Annotated in this window: 11 protein-coding genes; 6 read left to right on the forward strand and 5 right to left on the reverse strand. The window is 34.9% G+C overall.

What is annotated here, in order from left to right; genetic code table 11:
• Positions 1 to 66: 66 nt before the first annotated feature.
• Positions 67 to 198: a hypothetical protein gene (locus tag P2W65_RS18530; protein ID WP_289659905.1), complete on the reverse strand. Its 132-nt coding sequence runs from the start codon at positions 196 to 198 to the stop codon at positions 67 to 69.
• 203 nt (positions 199 to 401) lie between these two features.
• On the opposite strand from P2W65_RS18530, the gene P2W65_RS18535 reads away from it, so the two are divergent.
• The 6 genes from P2W65_RS18535 to P2W65_RS18560 all read left to right on the forward strand — a co-directional run bounded on the left by P2W65_RS18535 (position 402) and on the right by P2W65_RS18560 (position 8697).
• Positions 402 to 725, forward strand: a complete 324-nt coding sequence (locus tag P2W65_RS18535; protein WP_289659906.1) for a hypothetical protein — start codon at positions 402 to 404, stop codon at positions 723 to 725.
• Between the two features lie 150 nt (positions 726 to 875).
• Entirely contained in the window at positions 876 to 1886 is a 1011-nt protein-coding gene (locus P2W65_RS18540; RefSeq protein ID WP_289659907.1) for a ligase-associated DNA damage response exonuclease, read from the forward strand.
• Positions 1887 to 1917: 31 nt separating this feature from the next.
• Entirely contained in the window at positions 1918 to 3519 is a 1602-nt protein-coding gene (locus P2W65_RS18545) for an ATP-dependent DNA ligase (RefSeq protein ID WP_289659908.1), read from the forward strand.
• Positions 3520 to 5979: a ligase-associated DNA damage response DEXH box helicase gene (locus P2W65_RS18550; protein WP_289659910.1), complete on the forward strand. Its 2460-nt coding sequence runs from the start codon at positions 3520 to 3522 to the stop codon at positions 5977 to 5979.
• Between the two features lie 6 nt (positions 5980 to 5985).
• Entirely contained in the window at positions 5986 to 6621 is a 636-nt protein-coding gene (gene pdeM / locus P2W65_RS18555) for a ligase-associated DNA damage response endonuclease PdeM (protein WP_289659911.1), read from the forward strand.
• A 135-nt stretch (positions 6622 to 6756) separates the two neighbouring features.
• Complete coding sequence (locus P2W65_RS18560; RefSeq protein ID WP_289659912.1) at positions 6757 to 8697, forward strand: oleate hydratase; 1941 nt, start codon at positions 6757 to 6759, stop codon at positions 8695 to 8697.
• 374 nt (positions 8698 to 9071) lie between these two features.
• On the opposite strand, the gene P2W65_RS18565 is transcribed toward P2W65_RS18560, so the two are convergent.
• The 4 genes from P2W65_RS18565 to P2W65_RS18580 all read right to left on the reverse strand — a co-directional run bounded on the left by P2W65_RS18565 (position 9072) and on the right by P2W65_RS18580 (position 15763).
• A complete protein-coding gene (locus tag P2W65_RS18565; RefSeq protein ID WP_289659913.1) occupies positions 9072 to 10202 on the reverse strand; it encodes an efflux RND transporter periplasmic adaptor subunit in 1131 nt (376 codons plus the stop codon).
• A 1-nt stretch (position 10203) separates the two neighbouring features.
• Entirely contained in the window at positions 10204 to 14580 is a 4377-nt protein-coding gene (locus tag P2W65_RS18570; RefSeq protein WP_289659915.1) for a CusA/CzcA family heavy metal efflux RND transporter, read from the reverse strand.
• 81 nt (positions 14581 to 14661) lie between these two features.
• On the reverse strand, positions 14662 to 15039 hold the full coding sequence (locus tag P2W65_RS18575) for a hypothetical protein (protein WP_289659916.1): 378 nt from the start codon (positions 15037 to 15039) through the stop codon (positions 14662 to 14664).
• 304 nt (positions 15040 to 15343) lie between these two features.
• On the reverse strand, positions 15344 to 15763 hold the full coding sequence (locus tag P2W65_RS18580) for a hypothetical protein (RefSeq protein WP_289659917.1): 420 nt from the start codon (positions 15761 to 15763) through the stop codon (positions 15344 to 15346).
• Positions 15764 to 15778 lie beyond the last annotated feature (15 nt).

The raw sequence follows: 15778 nt of genomic DNA on the forward strand, positions 1-15778 counted from the left end.
AAAGCGTGCTGTCTATAACTAAACAGCACGCTTTTATTTTTAATTCTAAAATAGTATCAAAAAAAATTAATGTCCAGCTCTACCTTTTGAATCTTTTGATTTTGTTGTAGTGCTTTTTCCTCTAGAACCAGAAGTTGATTTTTGAGTTTTTCCAGAATCTTTCATTCCAGATTTCGAATCTTTTTTTGAAGTTTCCATGATATTTAATTTTTTAAATTATTGATATACAAAGTTGAACAATCCTACTTGATCTTTTTTACAGAATTATATTTGATTATTATAAAATAAGAATAAACAAATCATGTAAGATTAAAATTAAATCCTATAATCTTTTTAATGATCTAATTTTCAAATTTGTATATATCCAAAAGTTGAAAATTATCTAATTTAAAAGAGCAATTATGGAAACAATTGACAACAACTTAGATGCTGCAAAATTTAATGATTTTAAATGCAGTAAACCTGATCATATTGACACAGCTCATGAAAATGAAGCTATGGATGAAGAATTTACTACTGGACAAAATTCTGACACCAGTACTTATAGAAATGATTTTAGTTCGTTTGCTGATGATTCTTACGAAATCATAGAAAGCGGTTTAAATATTGCTGAAGATAACACGCCATTTTCAACTTATGATGAAGCCAATCCTTATGACAGTTATAATCTGGATCATGAGGATGAAAAATACAACTGCATCAATTACAAAAATTTCGAACATTAAAATCAGGAATCATTATGTCGTCAAAATATAAATATTCGTATGCAATGCTTCATTTTATAAACGTCTTTACGTTTGTATTGAGTATTTCGCTGATTACTTATCTTGTAATGGCAACAAGATAGTAAAACTATAATTATGTAATTCTAGAAGATGAATCCACCTTTACTACAATTTAACGATAAAGGCATTTATTGTCAGCAGGCAGATGTTTATCTTGATCCCTGGAGACCTGTTAAAAATGCCATTATTACGCACGGTCATTCTGATCATGCAAGATGGGGACATCAAAATTACATTACGCATCATACCAATGTGCCCATCATAAAATACCGTCTTGGCGATATTAATGTTACCGGAAAAGAATGGAATGAAACGTTTACTATAAATGGCGTGAAATTTTCTTTTCACCCAGCAGGACATATTATTGGTTCTGCTCAAATAAAAGTAGAATACAAAGGAGAAATCTGGGTATTTACGGGAGATTACAAAACAGAAGATGATGGAATTTCTGTTCCATATGAAGTTGTAAAATGTCATTCTTTTATTACCGAATGTACTTTCGGACTTCCCGCATTCAAATGGGAACCGCAAACTGATGTAATGACGGAAATAAATAATTGGTGGGCTGAAAATCGCGCAGAAAGAAAAACTTCAGTTCTCTTTGGATATTCTTTAGGAAAAGCACAACGATTATTAAAATATCTCGATCCCCATATTGGAACAATTTACACGCATGGTGCAATCGAAAACATGACTGAAATTGTTCGTCCCTTAATTGATTTACCTCCAACAATAAGAGTGACTACAGAAACTAAAAAAGAAGATTTATTAGGAAACATTGTAATTGCCCCGCCAAGCGCACACGGAAGTACCTGGATTAGAAGAATGACTCCTTTTGTAACGGGCTCTGCAAGTGGCTGGATGGCTTTTCGCGGAGCAAGACGGAGACGTGCCGTTGACCGTGGTTTTGTTTTAAGCGATCATTGTGATTGGACAGGTTTATTAGAAAGTATCAAAGCTACCGGCGCAGAAAGAGTGATTTGTACACACGGATATTCGGACATATTTTCAAAATACCTTAGAGAATTGGGTTACGATGCCAGAACTGCAAACACACAATATGAAGGAGAAACGAATGACGTAATTAATGATGAATTGTAAATTATTAATTAAACAATAAACCAAAAAAAGCATGAAAAACTTTGCCGAGCTTATAAAAACCTTAGATAGTTCTAATAAAACATCGGTAAAAGTGGATGCTTTGACAAACTATTTTCTAAAAGCAAGTGATGAGGATAAAGTTTGGACAATCGCTATCCTTTCACATCGCCGTCCTCCCCGACCTGTTAATACTACTTTATTACGTTTATGGGCGAATGAATTGGCTAATATTCCGCTTTGGTTGTTTGAGGAAAGTTATCATATTGTGGGCGATTTGGCCGAAACGATTGCTTTGGTTATTCCCACTACAAAAGAACATTCTGATAAAAGTCTGACTGAGTTTTTACAGGAAATCATTGCTTTAAAAAAGAAAACCGATTCAGAAAAAAAAGAATATCTACAAACCAATTGGCTGAACTTGAATTATTACGAAAGATTCGTTTTTACTAAATTAATAACAGGAAGTTTTAGAATTGGTTTAAGTCAGAAATTAATGACCCGTGCACTCTCTAAAGCTGAAAACATAGACGAAGACACGCTTGCTTATAAATTAATGGGCGATTGGAATCCGAATACGATTACGTTTCAGGAATTGATTCTGGATGAAAGAAGCAGTGATTATTTATCAAAACCTTATCCGTTTTATTTGGCTTATCCAATTGAAGGCGAAGTTTCTTCTTTAGGAAATCCGGAAGACTGGAGTGCTGAACATAAATGGGATGGGATTCGTTCTCAAACCATTATTCGTGATAATGAAATTTACGTTTGGAGCCGTGGCGAAGAATTAGTAACCGACAAATATCCAGAGTTTCAATCTTTCATCGGAAATATTCCAGACGGAACTGTTATTGATGGCGAAATTCTTCCTTTTATTGATAATCAAATTGGAACATTTAATGATTTGCAAACTAGAATTGGCCGTAAAAATGTTTCTGCTTCTGTTTTAAAAAATTCTCCTGTAATCATTAAAGCTTATGATTTATTAGAATGGCAGGGAAAAGATATTCGGAATCTTCCTTATGAAGAACGTCGAACGTTACTAGAAGAATTATTTACCACTTTGATTGGAAAAGAAATTCCGTTGCAACTTTCAGAAAGACTTAATTTTTCTACTTGGGAAGATGTCACAAACGAAAGATTAAAATCTCGTGAAATGAAAAGTGAAGGTTTAATGTTAAAACGAAAAGATTCTCCGTATTTAGTGGGAAGAAAAAAAGGCGATTGGTGGAAATGGAAAATAGAACCTTTAACCATAGATGCTGTTCTAACTTACGCAATGCGAGGTCATGGTCGACGATCGAATTTATTTACCGATTATACTTTTGCCCTTTGGCAGGAAAATGAGAATAACGAACGAGAACTAGTAACTTTCGCGAAAGCATATTCTGGTTTAACCGATGCAGAATTTAGAATGGTAGACGATTTTATCAAAAAAAATACTTTAGAACGATTTGGCCCCGTACGAAGTGTAACTCCAAAATTAGTTTTTGAAATTGGTTTTGAAGGCATTGCACTTTCCAAAAGGCACAAAAGCGGTGTTGCAACCCGTTTTCCGCGAATTTTAAGATGGCGTCATGATAAAAAAATCGATGAAGCCAATTCGATAGAAGATTTAAAAAATTTAATTGTATAAATGAACAGAGAGCAGTTATTTACGATTGCCAGTGACTGGTTTGAAAGTCAGGGATGGAAACCTTTTCCGTTTCAGACTCAAACCTGGACTGCTTTTTTGCAGGGAAAAAACGGTTTGTTAAATGCTCCAACCGGAAGCGGTAAAACCTATGCGCTCTGGCTTCCAATCATTTTAAATTATATCAAAGAAAATCCGAATTATAAAACCAAGCATAATTCAGGATTAAAAGCTATTTGGATCACACCTTTAAGATCTTTATCTGTTGAAATCAAGCAAGCGGCAGAACGAGTGCTTACAGATTTAGATATTCCAATGACTGTCGGAATTCGATCCGGAGATACTTCTGCATCAGAAAGAGCCAAACAAAAAGGGAAAATGCCCGATTTGCTGATTACAACTCCTGAAAGTCTGCAATTACTTTTGGCTTCAAAAGGATATGCGGCAACTTTTAAAAACTGCAGTTCAATTGTCATAGACGAATGGCATGAATTACTAGGAACCAAACGCGGAGTTCAGGTAGAACTGGCATTATCAAGACTTAAAACGATAGCAAAAAACATTCGGATTTGGGGAATTTCTGCCACAATTGGAAATCTGCAACAAGCGCAGGAAGTTTTGCTTGGAGTAGATTCTGAAGCTTACCATAATTCTGTTTTAATAAAAGCGATTATCAATAAAAAGATAAAAGTAGTCTCTATTATTCCAGAGAAAATGGATGCTTATCCTTGGCGAGGGCACATGGGATTACATTTGATTGATGAAGCGGCAAAAATTATAAAAGCCAGCAAAACGACTTTAATTTTTACGAATGTTCGTTCGGCCTGCGAAATTTGGTATCAGAGATTATTAGAAAAATATCCTGAATTTGCAGGAGAAATGGCAATGCATCACGGAAGCATTGATAGAGAAACGAGACTTTGGGTAGAAAATGCTATTCGAAATGAAGAATTAAAAGTTGTAGTCTGTACTTCTAGTTTAGATTTGGGTGTTGACTTTGCTCCTGTCGAATCGATTATTCAGGTTGGAGGCCCTAAAGGCGTTGCTCGTTTTATGCAACGCGCAGGACGAAGCGGGCATCAACCTGGGAAAGAAAGTGTTATTTATTTCCTAGCTACTCACGCCATTGAATTAATCGAAGCTTCGGCACTTAAAAAGGCTGTCGAAAACAGTGTTATAGAAGATCGCGTTCCGTATTTAAACAGCTGGGATGTTTTGGTTCAATATCTTAATACACTTGCAGTTTCTGACGGATTTTACCCAGATGAAATTTTCAAAGAAATTCAGGGAACTTTTAGTTATCAAACCATTACAGCTGAAAACTGGAACTGGATTTTGAATTTTATCACACAAGGCAGTCAAAGTCTTCATGCTTATGACGAATTCAAAAAAGTTGAAATTGATGAAAATGGCTGTTACAAAATCAACAGCCGAATGATTGCCATGCATCATAGAATGCAAATTGGAACTATTGTTGGCGACGCGGTAATGAATGTAAAATTCATGAGTGGCGGTTATATCGGAACGATTGAAGAATGGTTCATTTCGAAATTAAAACCTGGCGATACTTTTATCTTTGCAGGAAAAAAACTCGAATTATTCCGTATTCGAAATATGCAGGTTTTAGTCAAAAAAGCGAGTCCGAAAAAAGAATCTAAAATTGCCAGCTGGATGGGCGGTCGTTTGGCACTGTCTTCTCAAATGAGTGAATTATTACGGCAGGAATTGTACCGCGCCAATACCGACAATCTTTCGCCAGAATTGAAAGCTTTACAGCCTTTATTCAAAAGACAGCGAAAAGAATCTATTGTACCAAGTTCAGATGAATTTCTCATTGAGACTTTTAAAACCCGAGAAGGCTATCATGCTATTTTTTATCCGTTTGAAGGACGTTTTGTGCATGAAGCTTTAGCCAGTTTACTGGCATTCAGAATCAGTTTACTGCAATCTATCACATTTTCTTTGGCGTATAACGATTATGGATTTGAATTGCTTTCTGATCAGGAAATTGATATTGAAGCGGTTTTAGATAATAATTTATTTTCTACAGAATACGTCCATCACGATTTGCAGAAAAGCTTAAATTCAACCGAAATGGCAAGACGCAAATTTAGAGACATTGCTGTAATTTCTGGATTGGTTTTTACTGGTTTTCCGGGAAAAATGGTTAAAACCAAACATTTGCAGAGTGGCTCGCAATTGTTATTTGAAGTTTTTAGGGATTTTGAACCTGATAATTTGTTATTGCATCAGGCGTATAGAGAAACCTTTGAACATCAATTAGAAGAAGGACGTTTGATTTTAGCTTTGGAAAGAATTGCAGGCCAGAACATAATTTGGAAACAATGTTTAAAACCAACGCCTTTTAGTTTTCCAATCATTACAGATCGATTGAGAGAAAAACTTTCGAGCGAAACTCTGGCTGAAAGAATTCAGAAAATGACCGCATCTTACATGAAATAAATATTTATGAATATCCAATTAAAAAACGAAAACTTTATACTTCATTCAACTGGTGCCGTCTTTTGGGAAAAACAAAAAACGGTCATTATTTCTGATGTGCATTTGGGAAAAGTAACGCATTTTAGAAAACACGGAATTGCTATTCCGCAAAATGCTGTTTCAGAAAATTTTAGAAAAATCACAGCAGTTTTGGATCATTTTCTTCCTGAAAAAATTATTTTTCTGGGAGATTTATTTCACAGCACTAAAAATGCAGAATGGAATTTATTTGAAGAATGGCTTTCTAATCACAAACAAGAAACCTATTTAATTACTGGAAATCATGACATTATTGATGAAAGTCATTATAAAAAAATTGGAGTAATTGTCACAGAGATTTTAGAAATTGACGCTTTCTTTTTTACGCATCATCCCACAGAAAAAGAAGACTTATTTAATTTTTCAGGACATATCCACCCGGGAATTGTCTTGCGTGGCTTGGGTTTACAAAATTTAAAGTTGCGTTGTTTCTTTTGCAAACCCAACCAAATCATTCTTCCTGCTTTTGGCGAGTTTACTGGAAAGTATTTTCTAAAACCCAGCTCAGAAGATACAGTTTATGCCATCGCAGGAAATGATGTTATTCAGATCAATAAAGAATAAGATAACCTTTGGATAAATTTAAAATCATATCTAATTAACAATCAATAAATTATACAAATATATTCTCAAAAATAAAAGAATTATCTTTCAAATTTTAAGCTTACATTAGTTGAATTAACTTCTAAAGCTTTGAAAATGAAGAATATTACATCAAAATTTGACAAAGTCCTAAACAATTCTACAACCTACGGAAATGTTAATCACGAACCAGATTCGAGCACAGAAACACAGTTAAACACCCCAGAAAAATCAATGCCTTTTTCGGATCAAATTGGAAATTACCAACGTAATATTGGAATTCCTTTAAAATCGCATGAAAACAGCAAAATCTATATTGTAGGAAGTGGTATTGCTGGAATGGCAGCTGCCTACTATTTTATTCGAGATGGTCGAATTCCTGCCAAAAACATCACTTTTCTGGAACAGCTTCATATTGATGGTGGTTCACTCGATGGCTCAGGAAATCCCAAAGAGGGTTATATGATTCGCGGCGGTCGTGAAATGGATATGACCTACGAAAATCTATGGGATATTTTTCAGGATATTCCAGCTTTAGAACTGCCTCCACCCTACACTGTTTTAGACGAATATCGATTGATTAATGATAACGATTCGAATTATTCTAAAGCAAGGTTAATTCATAAAAACGGAGAAATAAAAGACTTCAGCAAATTTGGTTTGAATAAAAGAGATCAACTAGCAATTGTAAAATTGCTGTTGAAAAGAAAAGACGAACTAGACGACTTGACTATAGAAGATTATTTTAGTGAATCGTTTTTAGAAAGCAATTTCTGGACGTTTTGGAGAACCATGTTTGCTTTTGAAAACTGGCATAGTTTATTAGAACTAAAATTGTATATGCATAGATTTCTTCATGCAATTGATGGATTAAATGATCTTTCTTCGTTAGTATTTCCTAAGTACAATCAGTATGATACTTTTGTTACACCGCTGCGAAAATTCCTTGAAGAAAAAGGTGTCAATATCAAATTTCATACACTGATCAAAGATTTAGTCATCCAAAGTAATACTGAAGGTAAAGTCGTTGAAGGAATTATTACAGAGCATGAAGGCAAAGAAAATAGAACTCCAATTGGCAAAGATGATTTTGTAATTGTTACCACAGGTTCAATGACCGAAGATACTTTCTATGGAGACAATAAAACTGCTCCAATTATTGGTATCGACAACTCTACCAGTGGTAAAAGTCCGGGCTGGATGTTATGGAAAAACTTAGCAGCGAAATCTCCTATTTTTGGAAAACCAGAAAAATTCTGCACCAATATTGAGAAATCTTCCTGGGAATCGGTTACGCTGACTTGCAGGCCTTCTGCTTTTGTAGAAAAACTAAAAGAATATTCTGTAAACGATCCCTATTCTGGAAAAACAGTTACCGGAGGAATTATTACCATTACCGATTCTAATTGGTTAATGAGTTTTACCTGTAACAGACAGCCTCATTTTCCAGATCAGCCAGACGATATTTTAGTGCTTTGGGTTTATGCCTTGTTTATGGATAAACCTGGGAATTACATAAAAAAAGTAATGCCCGAATGTACTGGAGATGAGATTTTAACTGAATTATCTTTCCATCTCGGAATTTTAGATAAACTGGATAATATCATAGAAAACACCATTGTACGAACCGCTTTTATGCCTTACATCACTTCGATGTTTATGCCGAGGGCAAAAGGAGATCGTCCGAGAGTTGTGCCTGAAGGATGCAAAAATCTTGGCTTAATTGGACAATTTGTTGAAACGAATAATGATGTGGTATTTACTATGGAAAGTTCGATTAGAACGGCTAGAATTGCGGTTTACAAATTGTTGAATTTAAATAAACAAGTTCCGGATATTAATCCATTGCAATATGATATTCGACATTTATTGAAAGCAGTGCGAACGCTTAATGATGGAAAAGCGTTTTTAGGCGAAGGCATTCTGCACAAAGTTTTACGAGGCACTTATTTTGAACATGTTTTACCGCCCATTGAAGAAGATAAAGAAGAACATGAATCTTTCTTTTCGGAACAGGTTAACCGATTTAAAGATTGGATAAAAGGGATAAAAGATTAATTTAAAAAATTAATTCACATTATCTTAAATATCCTTATTTAAAGTAATAAATTATATTCCGTTAGGAATATCTCGTCGGTAAAAAATGGGGTTTTGAATTATATTGTGTCCTGTAGGAACACCTAATTTTACGAAAATAAAATCTGACCAAATAATCAAACGTTCCTTTGGAACGTATAAACCTAATTCAAATTTCCGTACACCGTCGAAACGTTCCTACGGAACGTATATATTCAAACCATTTTTTTTCTACCGATGAAACATTCCTACGGAATGAAATTGCAAACGAATAGTTTCTTTATTAAAAGCCCAGTAAAACTAGTTTTACCGGGCTTTTGTGTTTTACTCTAAACTTGTAATCAAAGATTTAAGCTCTATTGTTCGTCATTATTCATGGCAGACATCAATAAAGTGTAGGCATTTTTTACAACGATTTTTGAAGAATTATCCAACTCGTTTGAAGTAATCTGGCAGAAACCCTCGTTTTTAACTCCAGCTTTTACTTCCACCATTTGAAACTGATTATTTCCAAGGGCTGTAAAAACAAAAAACTTACCCTGCCAGCGCACTACAGCATCTTCAGGAACCGTTAAAGCTTTTTGATTTTCTACTTCGACTTCCGCATTTATAAATAAACCTGGCAAAAGAGCCGGATTATAAGCATTAACTTTACAAATAATCTCTGCTGCTCTATCTCCGTTTAAACTCTGATTAATAAAAGCAATCTTTGCAGGATATTTTTTTGCATCTGAATTATTTGCAAAAGCCATAACCGTTTGACCGATTGATAAAGAAGCAACATCTTTCTCAAAGGCATTTAAAGTCAATACAATATCTTTTTTATCAATCAATTCAAAAAGCATGTCGGTTGGGTTTACATATTTTCCAACATTCACATTTACTTTTGAAACCAATCCATTAATAGGCGAAACGACTTTTACTGTATTGCTGATTGTTGAAACATTCAGTTTCTTTACATTGATTCCTAATAAAGTCAGTTTATGTTCCAAAGAAGACATTGTAATACGCTGCGTACGTGTTTCGGTAGTAATCTGTTCTAGAACTTTATCACTGCTGGCTTTGCTTGCATTAAGTTCTTTTTGTCTTTTGTATTCATTCTGAGCCAGTTCAAACTTTTCTTTCGCCATAAGATAATCCTGCTGCAATTCGATAAACTGCATGTCTTCTAAAACGGCTAAGACCTGCCCTTTTTGCACATTCATTCCCGCAATTAAATTCGTACTTTTTACATATCCGCCTAAAGGAATACTGATACTGACCACACTTTTTGGAGGCACTGTTACCGTTCCTTGAAGCTGTAAAATCTCTTTTACATTTTGAAGCGTCGGATTTCCAGTTTGTAAATCAGCATTTTTGATTTGTTCGCTGGTCAATTTTATAATATTAATGCTCTTCACTTCAGCATTTTTATTTTCTTCATTTTGTTTCTTTCCGCAAGAAAACAATACTAATGCGCCTGCAAACGCTGCTATATATTTTTTCATTTTAAATATTATTAAGATTCTGCAGTGTAACAACTGCTTTGTTGTAAGCGTTCAATGCGTCTAGATATTCACTTTTAATTGTAATGGCTTGATTTACGACCAAAACCCACTGCAGATAATCAATATCTCCATTGTAAAGCTGACTGCTTGAAGCTTCGATAATCGTTTGAGCATTTTTTAATCCTTCTTTTTCATAATACTCTAAACTTTCCTGATACTTTTTCACTTCCCTATCCGCATTCTCAATAGCAGTTTTCACTTCAATTTTAGCGGCTTCGGAAAGTGCTTCATAACTTTCGTATTCTGCTTTTGCGGCACGTTTGCGTTCAGACTGACTCGTAAAGAAAATTGGAATAGACAAACCAGCATTGATGTAATTAAATCTTTGTGAACTATCATAATAAACTTCCTGACCTGAAGTATTAGTTTGAGTCCCGATAATACTCAAATTATTATAACCTAAAGTGATTTCAGGAAGCAGTTTGGCACTTTCTGTTTTCCATCTCCATTTTGCTGCTTCCGATTCATATTGTGAACGCTGTACAATAGGTAGATTTTCTGCTTTCAGATTTTCAACTAAAGACTGATTTAAAACCGTTTTTGATTTTTCATTTTTAGGAGCATATTCAACTTTATCCTGAAGAATCGCATTAAATGAATTTAAAGCAATTTCTAAATCACGATTTACCATTACCAGCTGATTGCTGTAAAATTGTCGGGCAGATTGTGAAGCACTTTTTTCTAAAACATTTGCTTCTCCTGCTTTAAATCTTAAATCCGATTTCTTTTCCATAATTCGGTAAATCGAATCGGCATAGACTAAAAGTTCTCTTTTACTTTGAAGCCATAAGTAATCGTAATAAATATTTCTGACTCTGGTTTTAATTTCCTGAGAAGTCAGCTGCACTTCTGTCTTGGCTTTATTAAAATCAGCCTGAAGTGCTTTTTTCTGATTGCTGTAAACAGTGGGAAAAGCAAAAGTCTGACTGATTCCAAATCTAGTATCTTTTTGAGCACTATTAAACTGACCGTAATCGGCATCGATTTGTGTTTGCGGAAGATTATATCCCGTTTTTTGCAAATGACTTTTTGACTGTTCGTTTAACTTAGCCGATTTAACCGTTCTGTTATTCTGAATCGCAACTGAAATCGATTCATCCAGCGAGATTGGTAATTGCTGTGCATTTGCCATATTACCAATAAAAAGGATAGTCAATAAAATGGTTAGATTATTCATATGTTTTTTTCTTTTTTTAGAAAATCCTTTAGCATGATACGTCATCAAATAAATAGCCGGAAGTACAAAAAGCGTTAAAAGAGTAGCTGTTACCAATCCGCCGATCACGACAGTTGCCAGCGGACGCTGTACCTCTGCTCCTGCTCCGTTGCTTAATGCCATTGGAAGAAATCCAAGCGAAGCAACCGCCGCAGTCATTAAAACAGGACGTAATCTATTTTTGGTTCCTAAAAGGATAATATCAAAAGGATTTGTGATTTCACCGTGTTTTTGTATTCTATTGAATTCAGAGATTAATACAATTCCGTTTAATACCGCAACTCCAAAAAGCGCAATAAAACCAACTCCAGCCGAAATACTAAATGGCATATCTCGCATAACTAAGGCAAAAACACCTCCAATTGCAGATAACGGAATAGCGGTAAAAATGATAATTCCTTCTTTAAATGATCTAAAGGCAAAATACAACAAAGCGAAAATCATTAATAAAGCAGCTGGAACAGCAACTCCCAATCTTGCTTTTGCCTGCTGTAAATTCTCAAAAGCACCACCGTAAGTAATATAATAACCTGGATCAAATTTAATTTGTTTATTGACCTTCTGTTGTAATTCTTCTACAATAGACTGCACATCTCTACCTCGAACATTAAATCCAACGATGATTCTTCTTTTTGCATTTTCACGCTGAATCTGATTTGGGCCTTCCACTTCATCTACTTTTGCTACTTGATAAAGCGGAATCTGCATACCTGAAGGAGTTGCAATTAACAGATTACGAACATCTTCAATTCCTTTTCTGCCATTGTCTTCCACACGAACCACCATATCGAAACGTTTTTCTCCTTCATAAATGCTTCCCGCAACGGCCCCTGCAAAGGCGGCATTAATCGTAGCATTTACATCGGCAACTCGTAAACCGTATTTTGCCATTTCTGCCCAGTTATAATCGATTACGATCTGTGGCATTCCTGTAACTTTTTCAACATAAAGATCCGCTGCACCTTGAACAGTTTTGCTAATTGCGCCTAACTTTTCGGCATATTCTGAGAGTTTCTGTAAATCTTCTCCGTAGATCTTACAAACCAAATCCTGCTTTGCTCCTGTCATTAATTCGTTAAAACGCATTTGAACAGGAAACTGAAAACCAGTTGTCACTCCAGGCGCAATTCGTTTAACAGTCTTGGTCATTTTATCGGCTAATTCAGGAAACGAAGAAGCACTTGTCCATTCTGATTTGTCTTTTAGAACAATAATCATATCCCCACCCTCGATTGGCATTGGATCGGTTGGAATTTCCGCGCTACCAATTCTGGAAACTACTTGTTGTACTTCTGGAAATTCTTTTTTCAGTTCTTTCGATATTTTTTCGATTGTTTCAGTTGTCGTAGAAAGGTTGGTTCCTAATAACAATCGAGTTTCAACTGCAAAATCTCCTTCTTCCAATTGTGGAATGAATTCTCCTCCCATTCTTCCAAACAAAACAACAGCAATTCCGAAAAGCACAAAAGCTGAAATAACAATAGCTTTTCTAATGCCTAATGCTTTAGTCAGCCAGCCTTCATAAGCATTTTCTAACCTTTCCATAATTCGGTCTGAAAGATTCTTTTTATGACTTATTTTTTTACTTAGAAATAAAGCGCTAACCATTGGCACATAAGTAAGCGACAGAATAAAAGCTCCCAAAATGGCAAAAGCAACAGTCTGTGCCATTGGCTTAAACATTTTACCTTCGATTCCCTGCAACGAAAGAATTGGCAGATAAACAATCAGAATAATGATTTGCCCAAAAACGGCGGCATTCATCATACGTGCGGCAGATCCTGTGACTTCTTTATCCATTTCGTCCTGCGAAATAGAATCGATTACTTTGTACTTTTTAGAACTATGAAGATGATGCAGAATAGCTTCTACAATAATTACAGCTCCATCGACTATTAATCCAAAATCTAATGCGCCAAGACTCATTAAGTTACCGCTTACGCCAAAAGTATTCATCATAATAATGGCAAAAAGCATCGCTAATGGTATAACCGAAGCCACAATAAATCCGGCTCTAAGGTTTCCGAGGAATAAAACTAAAATCAGAACAACAATCAAAGCACCTTCAATTAAGTTCTTTTCGACAGTTCCAATGGCATTATCCACCATTTTGGTTCTGTCCAGAAATGGTTCGATTTTTAAACCTTCTGGAAGGATTTTTTCGATTTCGGCGATTTTGTCTTTTACGTTAACAATAACATTATTGGCGTTTTCTCCTTTCAACATCATTACAATCCCGCCGACAGATTCTCCAAACTCATCAGTAGTTAAAGCACCATAACGAATGGCTGAAGAAATTTTGACATCGGCAATATCTTTCACTAAAATCGGAAGACCGCCTTGCGTGCTTTTCACTACAATGTTTTCAATATCTTTAATGCTTTTCGCTAAACCTGTACTTCTGATGTAAGATACAGTTGGGCCTTTTTCAATATACGCTCCTCCAGTGTTTTCGTTGCTGCTGTTTAAAGCCGTAAAAACTTCACTAATGGTTAGATTTTGCGCTTTCAATCTCGCAGGATTTACGGCAATTTCATATTGTTTTAACTTCCCTCCAAAAGTCGAAACATCAGCAATTCCAGCAGTTCCTAAAAGCTGTCTTCTGATTGTCCAATCTTGAATTGTTCTTAAATCTTCTAAAGAATATTTTTCTTCAAAACCTGGCTTTGGTTTTAAAACATATTGATAGATTTCTCCTAAACCAGTTGTAACTGGAGCCATTTCTGGTCGATTGGCATTTCGGTCAATTTCTACTTGCTGGAGTCTTTCTGTTATCTGCTGTCTTGCCCAATACACATCGGCATCGTCTTCAAAAACAACGCTGACTAATGAAAGTCCGAAACGCGAAATACTCCTGCTTTCTTTAAGATGCGGAATATTGCTAATGGCTTGTTCTATTGGGAAAGTGATTAGTCTTTCTACGTCTTCAGCACCAAGTGAAGGCGCTGTAGTAATAATTTGCACCTGATTGTTTGTGATGTCCGGCACGGCATCAATTGGTAATTGGGTAACCTCATACACACCGTAGATAATCCACAGCAATGTAAAGATTCCAATTGCCAGTTTGTTCTTAACTGAGAACTGAATTACTTTATTAAGCATAATGTATTAATTAAAAAAATAATAAATGAGCCACTGGAAACGATACGTCTCAGTCACTTCAATAAAAATTTTAAAAAATAATTATGCGATTGGAGGTCTAAAAAGGGAAAGCAGATTTGGATCTGAAAAAAGATCAGATCTGTAAGTTGGTATTTTTAATTGTGGTAATTCTGGATTGAAAGGAAGCGGCAATAAATCTTTGTCGTCTAAAATAAATACAAAGTGAAACGAACTGCTGCTGATTGTTTTAAAAGGAAGCTGCATATCACGATCATCATCATTATCATTTAAATCTTCTCCCCAATAATGCATCGATAAGAAATCAACAAAACTCACGTTTTGCAGTTTTTTGTGCTCTTGATAGTGCTCAATCAGTATTGGTAATTTATAAAACTGCTGTACAAAACTGCTGTTTGAGGCAATAAGAAGGATAAATATGTAGACAATTGTTTTTCGCACGAGGCAAATTTAACTTAAATTCTATAAAACGCCACTATTTAAAGAGAATTGAATGTTTCTTTTAACGATTTAGAAATATTGAAAGGCATTTTTGTAGAATTACATTTTATTTCAATACTATTTTATAGAGTAAAAGAAAAAACGAGCTAAATTCTTAAAGATTTCAACCCGTTTTCTAGTTTTTAAAATTTTCTGTATTCTACTCCATTTGCATCGGCATACGGAAGAAGTAAATCCATCATTTTTGATTGCTTTTGATCTAAAATTATACCTTTTGTATTGTCAAGCTTTTTGGCGGCTGCATCTATTTCTTCATCGCTTTGCCTTCATCAATCATTCGGGCAATCATCATAAAGTCTTTGTTTTGAATTTCGTCTGCATATTCAAACAATTCGATTCCAGCTTTTATAATTGGTTCTGCTTCTTCTGTTGAATTTAAGTTTTTTATTCTTCGAATATCTTCTTTAAAAGTATTGGCATAAGCATATTTTACCACTTCTACACAGGTTGCTTTTTTCATGCTTTTTCCATCTTCTGTTGGGAGCTGTAAGGTTCCATTCACCTTGTGCTGGCGGAATTCTTTAAAGACTCTTTCAAAACTTGACGGAATTTTATTGGCATTTAATCCAATTGTATTAAAAATCTGGTCTGGGCTATCATTGCTAAGTTTACATGAAATTCCAGTAATCAAAACTATTAAAAATAAAAAGCTTTTGGTTTTCATGAGAGTCTATCTTTA

The sequence above is a fragment of the Flavobacterium panacagri genome (genome assembly GCF_030378165.1).
GTDB classification, from domain to species: domain Bacteria; phylum Bacteroidota; class Bacteroidia; order Flavobacteriales; family Flavobacteriaceae; genus Flavobacterium; species Flavobacterium panacagri.